The sequence below is a fragment of the Anaerobacillus sp. 63XJN7_4_ISO-PGPR-S23-413 genome, from assembly GCF_056173725.1.
In genome coordinates this window covers 4158070-4177538 of record NZ_CM149688.1, presented here as the reverse complement: position 1 = coordinate 4177538, position 19469 = coordinate 4158070, and the positions used below count along the sequence as shown (strand labels likewise).

Sequence of the window (19469 nt, the reverse complement as noted above, 5' to 3'; positions counted from 1 at the left end):
TCGGCTCTATGGCCGATCTTTTGATTGCTTATTATGACGCAGATGATTCGGATAGTGCTTTTTCACGTTTTGATAGAAATTTCAAAGTGAAGATGGCAAATGCGAGCAGAGCAATACAGGTTAACCCAAGGTACAAGTTACTAAAAATAAGATTACTTCCTGATCTTGAAAGTGGATTCATTGAAAAAGTAACGTTTTTCATTTCAAGAAGCCTTCCGAAAATAGCTGAACTAAAAGCGCCAGCAAGGAAGTTCAATAAATTGAAAACCCCCATACCTACACCATTTTGATTATCAGGTAGAATGGAAGACAGAAGATCAGCTGTTGAACTTTGGATGAGTGGAAACCCAAGATAAGCTATTAATAGACACGGTGCAATGACCCATGCGTTGTAACCTGAAAACGTTGAGATGAAAAATGTTCCACTTGCGATCAGAAGAAGCGCTATTTTTACAACAAGTATTGCGCCACGCTGTTCGATGATTCTACCACCGATTTGGCCGATTAACCCAGCAGCCATTGCCCCGGGAAATAAGACAAGACCGATATTTAAGGTTGATAGCCCGTTAAGCTCTCGCAACATAATCGGGATGACGAAGATCAATCCAAAGAGCGCGGAAGTTCCAAGGAAACTAGTTAACACGGTAATCGTGTATTTGGTATTTTTCAATATAACGGGATCGATAAATGGGTGTGTAATCGTAAATGTTCGCCATAAGAATAGAATGAAAAAGACGGTAAAGAGGACGAGTAAATACCAAAGGAACGTTGTAATATAGAACAACAGTGATGCTACCGATACGGCCATAAGCGCAGCACCTGGTAAATCAATAGATCCTGAACGCTTTTCTTCATTGGGTAGCCATTTTCTAAAGAGCGGAATGGCAAATACAGTCGCAACAGAGAAAAGGAAAAGGAAGCGCCAATTCAGCGTACCTCCTACAACGCCACCGATGATGGGACCTACACCGGAAGCAAAAGCAACAGTGGAAGAGATCAATCCAAACACTCTTCCTTTTTCTTTAGGGAGAAACCGAATCGGAACAATAAAGGCAAGCGCTGGAATCGTTGCGCCACCAATTGCTTGAAGTATTCGTGCTGCTAGAAGAGTAGTATAGTTGGGAGAAAGAAAACCAATAAAGGCCCCTGTAGCAAAAATACTAATCCCTATAGTAAAAAGAGTTTTGATTGGATAGATATCCGCTAGCTTACCGTACATAAGAGAGCCAATGGCAAATACAAGAATATATCCAGTTAACACCCAGCTTACTTCTGATGGACTGAGATTAAAAGATGCAGCAATATCAGGAATGGCAACGTTGAACATCGTTCCATTCATAACGGCAAAAGCTAGAATCGTACAGACAAGAATAATTAGCTTTTTCCGCGCTGATGCATCTAAATTTTCATGTTCATAGTGGTCTGTCATAGCAGCCCTCCTTTAAATAAAGTTATTTTTTTGGAGTATCTATTAACGCTATTTATTTAGTATCACGAAATAACACACACTCTTCTACATCATAGAGGGCATTACATTAGAAGTAAACTGAGGAGACTTACAAAATCGGTCCTCCCTACACATATTTCCAGTTATAGACAACAGCAGTGAGATCGATTATGATGAATTAAGGAAAGACTGTCATGATGGAGGAACGGTTATGCCAACAATTAAGGATGTAGCAAAACGAGCAGGTGTTTCAAGAACAACAGTCTCGCGAGTGCTGAATGACAATGGTTATGTTAGTCATGAAGCAAGGCAGCGCGTCGTTGAAGCAGTGGAAGAGATGGGATATATTCCGAGTGCACATGCGAAAACAATGCGTACGAAGCGTTCGGGCGTTATAGGCGTTATTCTGCCAAGAATCAGTACTGAAACAGCCAGTCGTGTTGTTAATGGGATCGAGAATGAGCTTGCGGCCAACGGTTATCAGATTCTTCTAACCAATACCCAATTACAGCCTGAGAAAGAAATACAAAATATAAAGCTATTAAAAAGTCGTCAGGTGGACGGTATTATTTTGCTTGCCACAAATCGGAACCAAGAATTACTTGATACCATTTCAGATGCTTCTATTCCTTTTGTTGCAATTGGACAGGAATTAAATGGCGTCATGTCTGTCGTATACGATGACTATCATTCTTCATATAGTGTGACAGAGTCACTTATAGAAAAAGGTCACCGCCACATTGGTTTTATAGGTGTACCAGAAACAGACCATGCTGTTGGGATCGTGAGGAAACAGGGTTACCTTGATGCAATGAAAAAGCACGGTTTAACAGTGGAAAAAGGTTGGATTCAATATGGGAACTTTACATTTGAGTCCGGATATGAAGCTGCCAAACAATTAGTGGAGCAATCTAAATTAAAACCAACCGCTATTTTTGCCGTAACGGATCGCATGGCGATTGGAGCGCTTGGCTTGTTGAAAGAGCAGGGGATTCGCATTCCAGAAGATATGGCATTATTCGGTATCGGTGCTTCTGACTTATCCCGCCACGTGACGCCGGCATTATCAACTGTGGACTATTTTAATGAAGATGCTGGACAGAAAACGGCTCAGCTTATTTTAGAGCAGCTATCAGGGAAAGTTTTGGAAAAGAAAAAGCTTAAACTTAACTATAGACTTATTGAAAGGGATAGTGTATAGTAACTAGTGAAAGCGATGTCAATTTCTTTTTAACCAATGTGGAATCGTTCACATATCACTCATTATTTAATTACTTAACGATAGACTAAAAAGAGCGAGGAAATGAAAACGCTCTTATTTCGCCAAATATGGAATCGATACCATGCGCAAGATATAATGTGAAGGGAGTTAATGATATGGCTACAAACCGTGAGATTGCTCAGGAAGTCATTGATGCTATTGGTGGACAGGAGAATATTCAATCTGTTGCCCATTGTGCAACAAGACTAAGAATTATGGTACACGACAAAGAAAAAATTGATCAAGAAAGAGTAGAAGGGGTAGAGAAAGTAAAGGGTGCCTTCTATAATTCTGGACAATATCAGGTTATTTTTGGAACAGGGACTGTTAACCGAATTTATGATGAGGTGACAGCGCTAGGAGCAACTGGTTCTACTAAGTCCGAAATTAAAGAAGAATCATCGAAGCAAGGAAATGCGTTTCAACGTGCGATCCGCTCATTTGGTGATGTGTTCGTTCCAATCATTCCAGCGCTTGTAGCAACAGGGTTATTTATGGGACTACGCGGTCTTGTGCTTCAAGAAGAGATACTTGCTCTATTCGGCTTAACACCAGGGGATATCTCAGATAACTTTATTCTATTTACACAAGTTCTAACGGATACAGCATTTATCTTCCTACCAGCGCTTGTAGCATGGTCAACCTTCCGAGTGTTTGGAGGAAATCCGACGATCGGTCTCGTACTCGGATTGATGCTTGTTACGCCTGCTCTTCCGAACGCATGGGAAGTAGCGGCAGGAAATGCAGAGCCACTTAAGTTTCTAGGGTTTATTCCAGTAGTAGGCTATCAAGGTTCGGTTATTCCCGCTTTTGTTGCAGGTTTACTCGGAGCAAAGTTAGAAAAACGAATTCGTAAAATAGTACCAGAAGCACTAGATCTTATTTTAACTCCGTTCCTAGTATTGTTAATTATGATTACTTTGTCGCTATTTGCGATCGGACCTATTTTCCATACGGTAGAAGAGTACATCATGGATGGTACGATTTATATTCTTGATCTTCCATTTGGTCTAAGTGGTTTAATCATTGGATTCTTCCATCAAATTATTGTTATTACAGGTGTTCATCACATTTTCAACTTCCTTGAAATTCAGTTGTTTGAAAACCTTGGCTACAATCCATTTAACCCAATTATTTCTGCGGCAATCGCAGCTCAGGGTGGGGCAGCACTTGCTGTTGGCCTGAAAACAAAGTCTAAGAAATTGAAAGCATTAGCCCTTCCATCTTCTTTATCTGCTTTTCTTGGAATTACAGAGCCGGCTATCTTTGGTGTCAATCTCCGGTATATGAAGCCATTTATCATGGGATTAATCGGTGGTGCAGTCGGCGGATTCCTCGCATCACTCTTTAAGTTAAAAGCGACGGGCCTTGCAGTTACTGTTATCCCAGGTACATTACTATTCTTGAATAGTCAGATTGTATTGTATCTACTTGTTAACATCATTTCGATTGGGATTGCCTTTGGTCTTACATGGGCATTTGGCTACAAAGACGGTATGCTAGATAAATAATAGCGAAGGGGATCCTCAATAAAGCGGATCCCCTTTTTCAAAATTTTAATGAACTAGGTGATTTTTATGACGGATCGAAACGAGCAGCTAAAAGATCTTGCAATGAAAGAAATAGAGGCACAACGTGAAACGGTTGAAAGTGACTACCGCCGCTCAGCATTTCACTTAATGCCACCTGCAGGGTTATTAAATGATCCAAATGGTTTTATACAATGGAAGGGCGTTTATCATGTTTTCTTTCAATGGATGCCTTTTAAAACGGATCATGGCGCTAAATTCTGGGGACATTATACGTCGACAGACCTCATTAACTGGGAGCTTGCCCCAATTGCCTTAGCCCCTGGGGACTGGTACGACAAGAATGGCTGCTATTCGGGAAGTGCGGTCGTCTCTGAAGATAAATTGATGCTTTTCTATACTGGGAATGTAAAAGATGAGCAGGGAAATCGTGAAACCTATCAGTGTCTGGCTGAATCAGAAGATGGGATTCACTTTGATAAAAAGGGCGTAGTATTAAACTTGCCTGAAGGATATACCCCTCATTTTCGAGATCCAAAAGTGTGGCAGCATTTAGAGAAATGGTACATGGTGGTTGGTACGCAGAACCTAAATGAAAAAGGTCGAGTCGCCTTATTTGAATCAACCAATTTAAAGGACTGGATGTTGAAAGGGGACGTCACAGCTTCTGGGGAAGAACCGATTGGTGATTTAGGATTCATGTGGGAATGCCCTGACTTATTTGAGTTAGATGGGAAGGATATTCTTCTCTTTTCCCCACAAGGGCTAAAGCCTACAGGATACTTGTACCAAAATGTCTATCAAACAGGGTACCTTTCTGGAGAAATGAATTATGTGAGTGGAAAGATGAATCACGGATCGTTTACAGAGCTTGATCGAGGTTTTGAATTTTATGCACCACAAACGACACTTGATGAGAACGGAAGAAGGCTGATGATTGGTTGGATGGGTGTGCCTGAGCAGGGAGAAGAGCATCATCCAACAATCGAACACAAATGGATACACATGCTAACCATTCCACGAGAGCTTTATTACGAAGGGGATAAACTTATCCAACGTCCTGTGAAGGAATTAGAAGCGATGCGACAGAATGAAGTGAAAAAAGAAATCACGCTTTCTAATGAAGAAAAGGAATGGGAGGAGTTTCACGGAACCACATATGAATTACTTCTTCATGTGCAGAAAGTGGAAAACTCGTTTGCTGTTAACTTCCGAAACAATGCCGAAATGATTTATGATGCTGATAAAGGAATATTAACGTTTAAACGAAAGAGTTTTGTTGATGGAAAGGATGAGTCGCGAAGCTGCTCCATCGATGAAGTTTATAACCTTCGATTCTATGTCGATTCATCCTCGATTGAAGTGTTTGTAAATGATGGTGAGGAAGTGTTCACATCAAGGTTTTTCCCTGAAGAACATGATGTAAGTCTTACCTTTAAAAGTAACGGCTATGTAGATGTGCAAGCGACAAAGTGGCTACTTGAAGCAAAATAGCAGAAAACCCCTCTGACCAAGTCAGAGGGGTTTTCATATTGGGTGGTGCTATTAAACGGAGCGAATAATTCCGCCCTCTACACGCTGAGCTGATCCATTTATCGCTGATGATAATGGGGACGCGAGAAAGGCTACTGTGTTTGCCACTTCTTCGACTCGTGCAAAACGTTGAATTAACGATGTTGGTTCGTTGTCTTTAAAGTAGTCTCGTGTAAAGTTATCAAGATCTTTCTTTTCTTCGGCAGCTGCGCCTTCCATGAAGCTTGCTACGCCATCTGTCCATGTTGGACCCGGTAGTACAGAGTTAACAGTAACATTTGAGCCTTTAGTTATTTCAGCAAGTCCGCGTGATAAGCTAATTAAAGAACTTTTCGTTACCGAGTATGGAAGCATTTGGGATAGTGGTTTAACGCCTGCTTCACTCGCGATATTCAGGATTCGTCCTGTATCCCTTGATAGCATAGCAGGGAGAAATTCGCGACTCAGTCTCACGGCACTAATGACGTTTGTTTGGAAATAACTCATCCACTCTTCATCTGATACGTCTGTGAACGGCTTAACTTCAAATGCCCCCATATTATTAATTAAGATGTCGAGCTGACCAATCTTGTTTACTTCTTCAATGAGTTGCTTGCTTTCGCCTTGCTTTGAAAGATCTCCAACAACGCCGTGTACATTCCCGAGTGATGATAGTTCCTTCACCACATCCTGTACACGCTCATACGTACGTCCGTTGATAATAACTTCTGCACCTTCTTTTAATAGTACTTCCGCAATTCCTTTACCTATTCCGGATGTTGACCCTGTAACAAGTGCTAGTTTGTCAGTTAATTGTAAGTTCATGATAAGCTCCTTTCAAAATACAGTCATACTTTATCAATTAGTCTATTGAACAGACAACGATCGTGCCTGAAGAAAAGCAGAGACAAATGAAGCAAGCGCTGTTATATCCATTAAAGTTAAATCATTCCACAAATTTGAACAAAATATGTATGAAATGTGACAAAAAAGTGATAAATACATGAGCAACTTTTGACATCTTGTGACACCTGTCACATTTATGAAAGGAACCTGCTACAATAGCCAATGGTAACAGTTGTTTCTGTCATTTTTTGTTTAAAATCTACTTAACTAATATATAGGAAGAAAGGAAGGTGGCCTGGCGGTGAAGCGAATGAAATCATTTTTTGCGCTCAGTATGTTTCTTGCAGTGATGGTATTGAGTGGCTGTAGTAACTTAACCGTTCTTGATCCAAAAGGACCTGTAGCAGAACAACAAGCGAATTTAATTCTTTTCTCTATTGGCTTTATGCTGTTTATTGTTTTGGTCGTGTTCGTGCTATTTACACTCATCCTTGTTAAATATCGTGAGCGTAAGAGTGGTCCTGAATACGAACCTCCACATATCGAGGGGAATGTGTTCCTTGAAATTGTTTGGACTGTAATTCCGGTAATTATTCTTATTGTCCTTGCAGTGCCGACTGTACAAACGATTTTTGCACTAGAAGAGGCACCGGAAGCGACGTCTCATAAAGATCCAATCGTGATTCATGCGACATCAGTCGATTGGAAATGGGTGTTTAGCTATCCAGAAGAAAATATTGAAACGGTGAACTATCTTCATATCCCTGAAGATCACCCAATTCTATTTAAATTAGCATCGGCAGATTCAATGGGATCATTTTGGATTCCGTCACTTGGTGGGCAGGAATACACAATGTCTGGCATGATGACAGAACTTTATTTGCAAGCTGATGAAATTGGTGAGTATCGCGGACGTAATGCCAACTTCACTGGTGAAGGATTTACTGAGCAGGTATTTACTGTAACAGCTGAATCTCAAGAAGATTACGATGAGTGGGTAGAAGAGGCGCAAGACGCACCTGAACTTACTCAAGAGAAATACAATGAGTTGATGCTTAAAGGTCATACAGAAGAGCAGACATTCTCAGAAACTCACCTTCAGTGGGTTGATCATGGAATGGACGCTGAATACGCAACAAAGGTCCGTAATGGCGAATCAACTGATGAAGATGAGTCCTCAGAAATGGATCATTCAGAAATGAACCATGAAGACTCTGAAAAAGATTCCGAGGAACACTCGCATTAAGAGAGGAGGAAGACACCATGAAATTGGATGAATTTTTTGTCACCGGGGATCCGCTGATCTATGGGGCGGATGTATCAATTGCACTAACATTGATTGGCGCAATCTTCGCCTTAACGTATTTCAAAAAGTGGAAATGGTTATGGACGGAATGGCTAACCACTGTTGACCATAAAAAACTCGGTATCATGTATATCATCGCAGCAGTTCTTATGCTTTTCCGCGGTGGTGTAGATGCCATGCTCATGAGGGCGCAATTAACGGTTCCAGATTCAAGCTTTTTGGATGCGAACCACTATAATGAAATATTTACAACGCACGGAACAATCATGATTATTTTCATGGCTATGCCGTTCTTAATTGGTTTAATAAACGTTGTTGTACCATTACAAATTGGTGCACGAGACGTTGCTTATCCGTTTTTAAACGCAGTAAGTTTCTGGACTTTCTTCATGGGGGCTATGCTCTTTAACATTTCATTTGTTATTGGTGGATCTCCATCTGCTGGTTGGACAAGTTATGTTCCATTAGCTGGTCTCGAACTAAGCCCAGGAGTAGGGCAGAACTATTACTTACTCGGCTTACAAATTGCAGGTATCGGTACATTATTAACGGGTATTAACTTCCTCGTTACGATTTTGAAAATGAGAGTACCATCTATGAAGCTTATGCAAATGCCTATGTTTACATGGTCTTCATTAATTACGATGGTTATCATCATCTTTGCATTCCCGGTTCTTACCGTGGCACTTGCACTTATGACGTTTGATCGTCTGTTTGGAAGTCACTTCTTTACAATGATGGATGGCGGTATGCCAATGCTTTGGGCAAACCTCTTCTGGATTTGGGGCCACCCTGAAGTGTACATTGTTATTCTTCCGGCGTTTGGTATGTTCTCAGAAATTATTAGTACATTTGCACGTAAGACACTTTTCGGTTATAAAGCAATGGTTTATTCCATGGTCGTTATTGCCGGACTAAGCTTCCTAGTATGGGTTCACCACTTCTTTACGATGGGAGCAGGTGGAGCAGTTAACTCATTCTTCTCCATCACTACGATGTTAATCGCCGTTCCGACAGGTGTGAAGATCTTTAACTGGCTATTCACTCTGTACAAAGGGCGAATACGATTTACGACAGCGATGCTTTGGTCGCTTGCCTTTATCCCGAACTTCGTTATCGGTGGGGTAACAGGTGTTATGCTAGCGATGGCAGCTGCTGACTATCAGTACCACAATACGTACTTCCTAGTTGCTCACTTCCACTACGTGCTCATCTCGGGTACTGTGTATGCTTGTTTCGCAGGTCTATACTTCTGGTATCCAAAAATGTTCAATCACCGTTTGAACGAGCGTCTTGGTAAATGGAGTTTCTGGATTTTCGTTGCAGGATTTAACTTATGTTTCTTCCCGATGTATTTCCTAGGTCTTGCAGGAATGCCTCGTCGTATTTACACTTATGGAATTGGAGACGGATGGATGAGCTTGAACGTACTTGCTACGTTCGGTGGTATGCTAATGGGAATCGGATTCTTGATTCTTGTTTATAACATCTACTATAGCTTCCGTTACTCTCCACGTGAAACAACTGGTGACCCTTGGGATGCTAGAACACTTGAATGGTCAACACCAGCTCCAGTACCGCATTATAACTTCGCTCATCTTCCTGAAGCGAAAGGACATGATGCATTCTGGATTATGAAAGAAGAGAAGAAACAAGGGAAAACACCTGAGAAGAAACCTTATAAACCAATTCATATGCCTAGTTACTCTGGCGTGCCGATTGTGATGAGTGTATTCTTCTTTATTGCAGGATTTGGTATGGTATTCTCTTGGACTTGGATGTCTATTCTTGGGCTAATTGGTGTCCTTGCAACAATGGTGATCCGTTCATTTGATTATGATAAAGGTTTCTACGTTAGCGTAGAAGAAATAGAAGAAGATGAGAAAAAAACTACTTTATAAAGGAGGCGTGAAGCATGGAATCAGTCGAATATTCTCCTAACACGCCTTTAGAATATCAGTCGGAAACTGGCCGACTGAATATTCTAGGCTTCTGGATTTTCCTCGGTGCCGAAATCGCTTTGTTCTCAACGCTGTTTGCCACTTATCTAGTATTAGTTGGTCGTACAGCTGGCGGTCCAGGACCAGAAGAGCTTTTTGAAATTAGTGGTGTGTTAATTGAAACATTTTTGCTACTAACAAGTAGTTTCACATGTGGACTTGCTATTCACTATATGAGAAATCATTCTCTTAAAGGATTGTTTCTCTGGTTAGGTATTACACTCGCATTAGGTTTAGGATTCCTAGGGTTTGAAATTTATGAATTTGTTCATTACATTCATGAAGGTGCTGCACTAACAACTAGTGCCTATTGGTCTGGCTTCTTTGTATTAGTCGGAACGCACGGTGCCCACGTAACAATGGGTATTGCATGGATTTCACTTATTTTGATTCAATTGAAGCAACGCGGATTAACACCTGACACAACAAGGAAGGTCTTTATTTCAAGTTTATACTGGCACTTCCTTGACGTTGTGTGGATCTTTATCTTCACAGCAGTCTACTTGTATGGGATGGTGATGTAAGATGGCCTCAAACAACGAGCAGACAAATAGTCATAGCCACTTCCCATGGAGCCACTTAGTTGGTTTCGGTCTATCGATCGTTTTAACACTACTTGCTTTATGGGTCGGATTCGCTTCAGACTTTAGTTTTAGAACGATTATGATTATTGTTGTCATCCTGGCATTGATTCAGGCAGCGATTCAGCTCTTAATGTTTATGCATATTACTGAGAGTGATAGTAGCCGAATTCAGGTCGGAACGATTCTTTACGCAGTTTTCATTGCGGTTGCAGTCGTTGCCGGTACAATCTGGGTTATGTCATTCGGCATGCACAATATGAATATGTGATTCAAAAAAAGCTGTTCACCTCAAGAGGTGAACAGCTTTTTTTAAATTGAAATTTTGTAGAGATTTATGAATCTCCACAGTACTGTTGAAAATTTAGTCTTCTATTTGTGACATTTTCTTTGCAAGTGAACGTTCCTTAAGGAATGGGCGAGCAAAGATGAGATAAGCCGCTAAATGAGCGAAAAGAACATTAATCGCGAAAAGAGTAATAAAGAGTGTATGTGCTACTGGAGTCATACCGCCACCAATGTAGAAAATAAGTAGCGCCCAGATTGCCACAATAAACGGTGTGTGTAAGAAAGCAAGCTTCTTATAATCCTGCCACAGAAACAACGGTGTAGCCGTGATAACGAAAAGATAGACCATATAGACATCCATAGTTAACAACTCCTTTTTATGATACCGCTTACAAACTAAACTTATGTCGAAATAAAGAATAATTTGTGAATGTTTTGTTACAATTAGTATACCACAATTGTTCGAAAATTCTACACATATTTGAGATTTTTTCAGGATAACTTTATGATTTAGAAAGATAAAGAGGAAAGAAGGTGCATGATGAAGAGATTCATCTTACTTATCATATGGCTTGGGTTTATACTGTATTCAGTTTTTCTAGCGCCAGAAGGAAATGGTCCTTATCTTTCTGAATTATTAACGATGAATCAACCCGATCCCAGTTTGCTTGCCATGTTTTCACTACTCGGAGTATTTCCTGCTGTTTTTGCTGTATTGCTGTTACGGAGCGACCGTGGTTCAATACCAGCATGGCCATTTGTACTTGGTTCATTTGTAGCTGGGGCATTTAGCTTAATGCCATATTTTATTTTAAATAAGAAGAAGGATGCCCCCAATCGAACGCCAGATAAGTTGAGGATATTACTTCAATCTCGTGGTCTTTCCCTTGTCCTTATTATGATAGCTCTTGGTTTAATGATTTACGGACTAGTGGCTGGAGATGCTTCTATTTATCAAAAAGCTTTTCTAGAATCGAATTTTGTTCATGTGATGACGATCGATTTTCTAGTTTTAACAGGACTCTCTATTCTGGCTTTACGTGAACGCGACCATGTGTCAGGAATACATGGTGTTCTACCGATTATTGGTCCACTCATGATTGTAATAAAAGGAAAACATTAAAATAGGAGGCTTAACATGCGAAGATTAGAAAAAAGCGAAGTAATTGATGCCGTACGACTTTCAGAATATGCTTTTCAATATAAAGTTCCTGATAAAGATTTAGAAGAAAAAATTAGGGGCTATAGTCAACATGAAATATGGGGAGATTTTGAAGGCGACGAGCTTGCCGCTAAGCTTCATTTAATTGATTTTGAAACATGGATTGCTGGGAAAAAGTTCGCTATGGGCGGTATTGCGTCGGTTGCAACATACCCTGAGCATAGAAGAGGTGGGAGAGTAGCACGTTTACTACAAAACGCCCTATTGGAAATGAAGAATAGAGGACAAACAATCTCTTTTCTCCATCCTTTCCAAATTCCCTTTTACCGTAAGTTTGGTTTTGAAGTTCTGAATGACTGGAAAAAGTTAAATTTTAAGAAGGAAGATTTCAAACTGTTACCACGTGTAAATGGTAAAGTTCGACGAATTGCACTAGAACACGTTTACGAAACGCTTAATCCAGTATATGAAGAATTTGCTAATCGATTTAATGGCATGCTTGTTCGAACGGAAAGCTGGTGGCGGGAACGGGTATATTCAGAAGGATTTCAGTTTGCGGGATATCGAAACGAAGAAGGCAGATTAACAGGATATGTGTACTATCAAGTAAAAGATCGTTCGATTGAGGTAGAGGAATTGGTTTGTTTGGATGGTGAGGCGAGACGAGGGCTTTGGAATTATATCTGTCAGCATGATTCCATGATTGATGATGGAACACTTCTGACGAATGTAGCCGATCAACTTCCTTTCTTGCTAAATAATCCTAAAGTGAAAACAATAGTTGAAGCCTATTTCATGGCACGAATCGTAGACGTAGAGAACTTTCTAAAACAGTATCCATTCAAGTTAGATAAGAATGAATCATTCTTTCTACATATTACAGATGAACATGCACAATGGAATAATGGGAGCTATCATATTAGCGCGGAGGGAGTTAATGTGTACAAGGGAGATAAAGAAAATGCCGCTTGTACGCATCCACCTAAACGTGGACTACGATGTAATATTAATACGTTGACAGCCCTTCTAACTGGCTATCAGATGCCGGAATTGCTTTATGAAGCAGGTTTACTGCAAGGATCAGAGAAGGAAGTAGCCATTCTGCAAAAAACAATACCGAACAGAGAAACGAATTTTATGGATTTCTTCTAATAAGTCCACCTTGGCCTGCTGCTTTCTCAATTGTTGAGGTAAATGAATTAATAATCGCTTTTGTTTAATTGAACCGTTTTTCATTAAAAAATCCCCTCTTTCAAATAATGAAAGAGGGGATTTTTTTGTTGATCTTCCTATGGACCGGATTTTTAAATTGATAATGTGCGAATCTTATCATCTTATTCCGTTTTAACTGTTCGTAATCTATATATCAGTTTGTTTGCATGTTTTTTACGTTAAAGCTCAAGCGGCTTCATTCTATAGGAATAAGGGTATGCTTCTTAATTAAGAATAGGAAACAAAGAGTGGTCGACCAACTGAGATTATTGGAAATATGCGAAGGCTTTTTTATCGGAAGCGCTTTGGAAGTCACAAGTTCAATAGAAAACAACATGAGAGGCGAGAAAACAATGACACGAATAGGAATTGGCTTTATCATCATTGCACTCATTGGATCAATCAGTTTGGTAAGTGCAAAAGGATGGCCTTCATCAAATAATAGTGCATCAGAAGAGAGTGAGTGGGTCGGATCTTGGACAGCAAGCATGCAGGCGCCTGCTCAGGATGGAAACTCGCATGAAGGTTTTAAGGATCAAACAATCCGCTTAATACTTCGTCCCCATATGGATGGAGATCAAATGCGTATTCGACTATCTAATGAATTTGGTTCATTACCTTTATCTATGAAAGAAGTAAGGGTTGCTGTCTCCAAAGAAGGTGCGAGCGTAGACGGCGAGACAGATCAAGTTATCACGTTTAACGGAGAGAAATCCGTTACAATTCCTCCAGGTGAAAAGCAGTATAGCGATTCGATTGAATTCCCTGTTGGTGCGGATCAGAATCTTGCTGTCAGTTTATCAGTAGATGGTGAGACTGGACCTACAACATGGCATCAGCGTTCAAACCAAACGGTGTACATGTCGGAGGAAGGGAATCATGCTGGGGATGCGGAAGGTACATCATACACTTCAAAAGAAGAAGCCTGGTTCTGGCTAGATCGATTAGAGGTGGTTTCAAATAATTCAGTAGATGGTGCACTCGTCATAATGGGGAGTTCAATAGCGAATGGCAATTATTCAACTATGAATGCGAATAACAGATGGCCAGACTATCTTGCCAATCGAATGAATGAAGAAGAAGCTCAAGTGAACATGTCTGTCTTGAATGCAGGGGTATCTGCGAATCATTTAATTAATAGCGAAGAAGGAAAAGGCGAGAACGCATTAGCTAGATTAGATCGAGATGTTTTAAGCCAGGAAGGGATAAAAGCGGTTCTATTGCACGAAGGTATAAATGATTTAAGACACTATCCTGAATATGATTCAGAGAAAATCATTGATCGAATGAAAGCAATTATTAAAGCAACTCATGAAAAGGGTCTTGATATTTATGGAGGGACGTTAACACCATATAAAGATTCCGATATGTATACAGAAGAAGGGGAGAAAACACGTCAGGAAGTTAACGAATGGATCCGGACAAGCGGAGCCTTCGATGATGTAATTGATTTTGATAAAGCATTGAGAGATCCTAACGATCCTGCGAAATATCTCTCGAAGTACGATTCTGGAGATCATTTGCACCCAAATGATGAAGGGTACGAGAAGATGGCAGATACGGTTGATTTATCGATGCTTGAATGAGGGAAGGCAACGTTTAATTATTATGTAGGAAAGCGTTTTAAACAAACCAGGGGCCTCATTGCAATGAGGCCCCTGGTTTGTTTGTGTATTTGTTTTTTATGATTTAAAACGGATTTGTCGCCCACTGCAATGACTGCTTGATGAAAATGCGAGGGTGCAATTTCAACTGGCCAACCATATATTCAGCGAGATCTTCAGGTTGCATATACTTTTCCTTATCCTGTTCGTCGAGCTTGTCGCCGAAGACGAGTTCAGTAGCAACAAGGCTTGGATTTAGTGTGAAGACGCGAATATTATTTCGGCGAACTTCTTGCATGAGGGCTTCGGTCATGCCCTGGATGGCAAACTTAGAAGCACTATAAGATGTTGAACCAGCTGTTCCTTTTAGGCCGCTACTTGACGAGATTGTGATAATATCACCGCTATCTTTATCGATCATTTGTGGAAGAACAGCCCGCGTTACATGATACGTCCCGTAAACATTTACTTCGAGAGTTTCCTTCCAGTCATCGGGCGCCATTTCTAAGAATGAGCCATATCGCCCCATACCAGCATTATTGATCAAAATATCTGCCGAGCCGAGGTCGTTTTTTAAGTGATCAACGGCTTTATTAACTTCCTCAATCTCTGCAATGTTAGCAGGAGCAACAACGGCTTTAATACCGTAAGATTCTGCTTCCGCAGCGACTTCTTTTAGCTTGCTTTCTGTTCTGGCAATCAAGCCAACATGAACCCCTTCACTTGCAAGCTGAAGAGCCGTCGCACGTCCGATACCGCTACTTGCCCCAGTAATATAAGCGATTTTACCTTTAATGGATTGTCCCATTATTGATCATCCTTTCTTCACGTCTCTATCTAATAGTCTAAAGCTAGCATACCCAGAATTCAAAAATAAGCAATCGCTTACTAAACTTCATAAAAGCATTCGTATGTTTAACTATAGTCCTTAACGGTTACAGTTACTGTGGAAGCAAAGATAAGCTAAATGATATAAATCGATTAAACATAAAAAGGAGTTTTTACATCATGCGTAACCAATTAAAACATTACATTAACGGCGAATGGGTTGAATCTACAGGTTCAGAAACACATGACGTAATCAATCCAGCGACAGAAGAAGTCATCGGCAAGATTAGTTTGGGAACGAAAGAAGATTTGGATAAAGCAGTTAAAGCAGCTCGTGCGGCATTCCCTTCTTTCTCTCAAACAAGTCGAGAAGAACGTGTGAAAATGCTCGAAGATATTGCGGCAGAATACGCGAACCGTAAAGAAGAAATCATTGACGTGATTACACAAGAACTTGGTTCTCCTCGATCCATTTCAGAGAAAGTTCATTACAACATGGGCTATCAACACTTCTCTGAAGCAGCGAAAGCACTGAAAGAGTATTCTTTCTCAGAAGATCGTGGCGATCATACGATCTTTAAAGAAGCAGTTGGTGTAAGTGGCCTTATTACACCTTGGAACTTCCCGACAAACCAATCGTCTACTAAGATTGCGAGTGCATTTGCAGCAGGTAGTCCAGTTGTCTTAAAACCAGCTGAAATCACACCATTTGCAGCAATTATCTTAACAGAAATCTTTGATAAAGTTGGTGTACCTAAAGGCGTATTTAACCTTGTGAACGGTACAGGCGAAACGATCGGTGACGGCATTAGCTCACATCCTGATATCGATTTTGTTTCGTTTACAGGATCAGCAGGCGTTGGTGAAAAAGTAATGAAAAACGCAGCAGAAACAATCAAGACAGTGGCACTTGAACTTGGAGGTAAATCTCCATTTGTCATGCTTGAAGATGCAGACATTACAAAAGCTGCTAAAGCTGCTGTAAGCCACATTGCAACAAACTCTGGTCAAGTATGTTCAGCTGGGACTAGAATGATTGTTCCTGCTTCTAGAAAAGAAGAATTTGAAGAAGCGGTAAAAAATGTTCTTCCTGAATTCCCAGTTGGCGATCCGAATGGAAATAACTATGTAGGACCACTTGTTTCTGAAAAGCAGTGGAATACCGTGCAGTCTTATATTCAAAAAGGAATTGACGAAGGCGCGACACTCATCGCAGGTGGAACTGGTAAGCCAGAAGGTCTTGAAAAGGGCTATTACGCACAACCAACTATCTTTACAGACGTGAAGAATGACATGGTCATTGCGCAAGAAGAGATCTTTGGACCAGTTATGTCGATCATCACATATGAAACAATTGATGAAGCGATCGAAATTGCAAATGACGTTGTATATGGCCTGGCAGGTTATGTCTTTGGTGAAGATAAAGAAACGCTTCGCAAAGTTGCAACAAGCATCCGTGCTGGACGAATTAAAGTGAACAATGCAGATATGGACTTTGCAGCACCATTTGGTGGTTACAAGCAATCCGGTATCGGACGCGAGTGGGGAGACTTCGGAATTGAAGAGTACCTTGAAACGAAAGCCGTACTAGGATTCCCTTCTTAAGTGAATTTGATAAATTATGAAAGAGAGCAGTTGCCATAATGGCAGCTGCTCTTTTTTTAGTAGGGTTGTAGTTAAAAGTAGCGGAAATCACTTATTAAGGTCTGTAAAGAAACAACAAAACCTTTTAATTTTGCTCACAACTCCATGTTAGACGTAAGAAATGATAAATTAGTTTTGTATGAATTTAGGAGGTGCGAGATGTTTCTCTTTTTTCTTATCGTAGCGAGCAGCGTAGTTGGACTTATATTGTTGCCATTGAATGAGATCGGACTCATCATTGGATTTGGTATTATCGTAGGTTGCTTGCTCCGAGGGCTTTATTTGCTTCATGAAATTAATCGTAAGCTTGATCGGGAAAAGATGTAATAGTCTGTAAACTATTCTTTTAAATGGAATCGACTATAAAGGTGCTAAGTTTTTATTAATCCAAGAGTTAGAGATGTCCATTAGAAAGAGTTTAATCTTTGGCACGCAAATTGGAATGGCTGATTTTTCAACGTTAGAGAGAATGTATTTCCAATGGCTAGGATCAGCTAGTTTATATGGTAACTGCGGAAAAGTATTTGGCGTAGTATGAAAGAGACCATCCCTTTAATTAGGGATGGTCTCTTTCAATCATCTACATAGCTTCATGTTTTTCTTCTAAATTATTCTTCGCTGAAGAACGTTTAATTAAGCCAGTCCCTACAAATACAGCAATTAGTATCGCAGCAACGATCACAAGGAATAGAACGTTAGAAGATAGCAGTTCAATCAAGCCACCGAGAAGGAGTCCAACTACACCGAAATCTGAATCTCCGAACGTCGTTCCTTGAAATCCAAGTGAACCAAGCACTGGCAGAAGTAGTGCTGGTAAGAAACTGATGATTACACCATTAGCCATCGAGCCAAATACTGCTCCTTTACGCCCGCCAGTCGCATTACCGAATACGCCAGCTGCGGCACCGGTAAAGAAGTGAGGCACAAGACCTGGGACAATCACTTTTAGACCTAAGATCGGTAGAAGGAACATGCTGAGAAGTCCTGCGACAAAGCTAAAGAAGAAACCGATGATGACCGCATTGTTTGCGAATGGGAACACAGATGGAGCATCAAGTGCTGGAATCGCATTTGGTACGATTTTATCTGCAATTCCTTTAAAGGCTGGCACAATCTCAGATAGGAGCATTCTTACACCCGCTAAAATGATGTACACTCCAGCTGCAAACGTTAACGCTTGCATAAATGAGAAGACTAAGAAGTTTGTTCCACCGCTTAGCTCGGATTCGATGAACGCAGGCCCTGTGAAAAGAGCGACTACGAAGAAGAGAATCGCCATCGTAAGAGAAACGGATACAGATGTGTCTCGCAAGAAATTAAAAGACTTAGGTACTTTAATTTCCTCAGTAGATTTAGAGTTTTTACCAACTGCTTTTCCGACAGCAGCTGCGATTAGATAACCGAATGAGCCAAAGTGGCCGATCGCGAAATCATCGCTACCTGTAATTTTTCTTGTGTAAGGTTGCAGTAAGGCAGGTAAGAGGACCATCAGAGAACCAAGAATAATTGAACCAGTGACGATCATTGTTACGCCGCTAAAGCCACCAGTTGAAAGAATAACAGCAATCAGACATGCCATGAACATGGTGTGATGACCAGTTAAGAAGATATATTTAAAAGGGGTAATGCGTGCTAGAAGAATGTTTGCTACCATTCCGAAAAGCATAATCATCGCTGTTTCTGCGCCGAACGCATCCTGTGCTAATGCTACAATCGCTTCATTATTCGGAATGATTCCTTGAATTTCAAAAGCGTGATCAAACATACTACTAAAGTTATCAAGGGAGGCGACAAGCACGCCAGCGCCTGCCCCTAGAATGACAAATCCCATGATCGTTTTTAATGTACCTGATATAACATTTGCGACATCTTTCTTTTGAAGAAGGAGACCAATAAGGGCAAATAACCCTACAAGAATCGCCGGTGTTCCTAGAATATCTTTCATTATAAGATCGACCATGATGTTATGCCCCTTTCAAATTTGCTTCAATCGCCGTCCTTAGTTCCTTTTTATCCATCAAATTATTTAGCTTAATGACATTTCGCTTGCCGTCTTCTAGATTTTCAACAATCTCTGTTGAGCCTAAGAAGTAATCGGCGTTTTCAGATTTACTAGTTGTAAGATCTGTATGATCAACCTCAGCTTCAATTCCAAGCTCGTTTAGAATACTTTTCACGTTCATTTCTACGATAAAGCTGCTTCCTAGTCCATTACCACATACAACAAGAATTTTTTTCATTTTTATTCT

Annotated in this window: 19 protein-coding genes; 13 read left to right on the top strand and 6 right to left on the bottom strand. The window is 40.5% G+C overall.

Features of this window, described 5'->3' with window-relative positions:
- Positions 1-31: 31 nt before the first annotated feature.
- The gene (locus tag AC0VYO_RS21570; protein WP_475368246.1) at positions 32-1429 is read right to left on the bottom strand and encodes an MFS transporter; all 1398 of its coding nucleotides are present in this window, start codon (positions 1427-1429) and stop codon (positions 32-34) included.
- 229 nt (positions 1430-1658) lie between these two features.
- On the opposite strand from AC0VYO_RS21570, the gene AC0VYO_RS21565 reads away from it, so the two are divergent.
- From AC0VYO_RS21565 to AC0VYO_RS21555, 3 genes are all read left to right on the top strand, one after another.
- Positions 1659-2648, top strand: a complete 990-nt coding sequence (locus tag AC0VYO_RS21565; RefSeq protein WP_475368245.1) for a LacI family DNA-binding transcriptional regulator — start codon at positions 1659-1661, stop codon at positions 2646-2648.
- 176 nt (positions 2649-2824) lie between these two features.
- Positions 2825-4219 carry a sucrose-specific PTS transporter subunit IIBC gene (locus AC0VYO_RS21560; protein WP_475366239.1) on the top strand — a complete coding sequence of 465 codons (1395 nt, stop codon included), beginning with the start codon at positions 2825-2827 and terminating at the stop codon, positions 4217-4219.
- A gap of 66 nt (positions 4220-4285) precedes the next feature.
- Positions 4286-5731, top strand: a complete 1446-nt coding sequence (locus tag AC0VYO_RS21555; RefSeq protein ID WP_475368244.1) for a glycoside hydrolase family 32 protein — start codon at positions 4286-4288, stop codon at positions 5729-5731.
- A gap of 51 nt (positions 5732-5782) precedes the next feature.
- Here the strand turns inward: AC0VYO_RS21555 and AC0VYO_RS21550 are convergent, their stop codons facing one another.
- Complete coding sequence (locus tag AC0VYO_RS21550; protein ID WP_475368243.1) at positions 5783-6574, bottom strand: SDR family NAD(P)-dependent oxidoreductase; 792 nt, start codon at positions 6572-6574, stop codon at positions 5783-5785.
- Between the two features lie 331 nt (positions 6575-6905).
- Here AC0VYO_RS21550 and qoxA point away from each other — a divergent pair, with 331 nt between their 5' ends.
- The 4 genes from qoxA to qoxD are packed head-to-tail and all read left to right on the top strand — an operon-like array spanning position 6906 to position 10753.
- Complete coding sequence (gene qoxA, locus AC0VYO_RS21545; protein ID WP_194218220.1) at positions 6906-7841, top strand: cytochrome aa3 quinol oxidase subunit II; 936 nt, start codon at positions 6906-6908, stop codon at positions 7839-7841.
- A gap of 17 nt (positions 7842-7858) precedes the next feature.
- Entirely contained in the window at positions 7859-9802 is a 1944-nt protein-coding gene (gene qoxB / locus AC0VYO_RS21540; protein ID WP_194218221.1) for a cytochrome aa3 quinol oxidase subunit I, read from the top strand.
- A 14-nt stretch (positions 9803-9816) separates the two neighbouring features.
- Positions 9817-10425, top strand: coding sequence for a cytochrome aa3 quinol oxidase subunit III (gene qoxC, locus AC0VYO_RS21535; RefSeq protein ID WP_194218222.1), 609 nt, complete (start codon positions 9817-9819; stop codon positions 10423-10425).
- Position 10426: 1 nt separating this feature from the next.
- Positions 10427-10753: a cytochrome aa3 quinol oxidase subunit IV gene (qoxD, locus tag AC0VYO_RS21530; protein WP_194218223.1), complete on the top strand. Its 327-nt coding sequence runs from the start codon at positions 10427-10429 to the stop codon at positions 10751-10753.
- 93 nt (positions 10754-10846) lie between these two features.
- Here qoxD and AC0VYO_RS21525 read toward each other — a convergent pair whose 3' ends face one another.
- Entirely contained in the window at positions 10847-11131 is a 285-nt protein-coding gene (locus tag AC0VYO_RS21525) for a spore morphogenesis/germination protein YwcE (RefSeq protein ID WP_194218224.1), read from the bottom strand.
- Positions 11132-11311: 180 nt separating this feature from the next.
- Between AC0VYO_RS21525 and AC0VYO_RS21520 the strand changes: the two genes are divergently transcribed.
- The 3 genes from AC0VYO_RS21520 (at position 11312) to AC0VYO_RS21510 (ending at position 14730) form a co-directional block, all read left to right on the top strand.
- Positions 11312-11893, top strand: coding sequence for a hypothetical protein (locus tag AC0VYO_RS21520; protein WP_475368242.1), 582 nt, complete (start codon positions 11312-11314; stop codon positions 11891-11893).
- Between the two features lie 15 nt (positions 11894-11908).
- Positions 11909-13084: a GNAT family N-acetyltransferase gene (locus AC0VYO_RS21515; RefSeq protein WP_475368241.1), complete on the top strand. Its 1176-nt coding sequence runs from the start codon at positions 11909-11911 to the stop codon at positions 13082-13084.
- A gap of 413 nt (positions 13085-13497) precedes the next feature.
- Positions 13498-14730 (top strand): SGNH/GDSL hydrolase family protein, encoded by a 1233-nt coding sequence (locus AC0VYO_RS21510; protein ID WP_475368240.1) that lies wholly within the window; start codon positions 13498-13500, stop codon positions 14728-14730.
- Positions 14731-14833: 103 nt separating this feature from the next.
- Here the strand turns inward: AC0VYO_RS21510 and AC0VYO_RS21505 are convergent, their stop codons facing one another.
- Entirely contained in the window at positions 14834-15556 is a 723-nt protein-coding gene (locus tag AC0VYO_RS21505) for a 3-ketoacyl-ACP reductase (RefSeq protein ID WP_194218230.1), read from the bottom strand.
- 200 nt (positions 15557-15756) lie between these two features.
- Between AC0VYO_RS21505 and AC0VYO_RS21500 the strand changes: the two genes are divergently transcribed.
- The 3 genes from AC0VYO_RS21500 to AC0VYO_RS21490 all read left to right on the top strand — a co-directional run bounded on the left by AC0VYO_RS21500 (position 15757) and on the right by AC0VYO_RS21490 (position 17758).
- Positions 15757-17181, top strand: a complete 1425-nt coding sequence (locus tag AC0VYO_RS21500) for an aldehyde dehydrogenase family protein (RefSeq protein ID WP_283153259.1) — start codon at positions 15757-15759, stop codon at positions 17179-17181.
- A 198-nt stretch (positions 17182-17379) separates the two neighbouring features.
- Complete coding sequence (locus AC0VYO_RS21495; protein WP_194218232.1) at positions 17380-17547, top strand: hypothetical protein; 168 nt, start codon at positions 17380-17382, stop codon at positions 17545-17547.
- Positions 17548-17620: 73 nt separating this feature from the next.
- Positions 17621-17758 carry a hypothetical protein gene (locus tag AC0VYO_RS21490; RefSeq protein WP_475366231.1) on the top strand — a complete coding sequence of 46 codons (138 nt, stop codon included), beginning with the start codon at positions 17621-17623 and terminating at the stop codon, positions 17756-17758.
- A 42-nt stretch (positions 17759-17800) separates the two neighbouring features.
- Here the strand turns inward: AC0VYO_RS21490 and AC0VYO_RS21485 are convergent, their stop codons facing one another.
- Both AC0VYO_RS21485 and AC0VYO_RS21480 read right to left on the bottom strand, forming a co-directional pair.
- Positions 17801-19180 carry a PTS ascorbate transporter subunit IIC gene (locus AC0VYO_RS21485; protein ID WP_475366230.1) on the bottom strand — a complete coding sequence of 460 codons (1380 nt, stop codon included), beginning with the start codon at positions 19178-19180 and terminating at the stop codon, positions 17801-17803.
- Positions 19181-19184: 4 nt separating this feature from the next.
- Positions 19185-19460 carry a PTS sugar transporter subunit IIB gene (locus AC0VYO_RS21480; protein ID WP_160918338.1) on the bottom strand — a complete coding sequence of 92 codons (276 nt, stop codon included), beginning with the start codon at positions 19458-19460 and terminating at the stop codon, positions 19185-19187.
- Between the last annotated feature and the right edge of the window lie 9 nt (positions 19461-19469).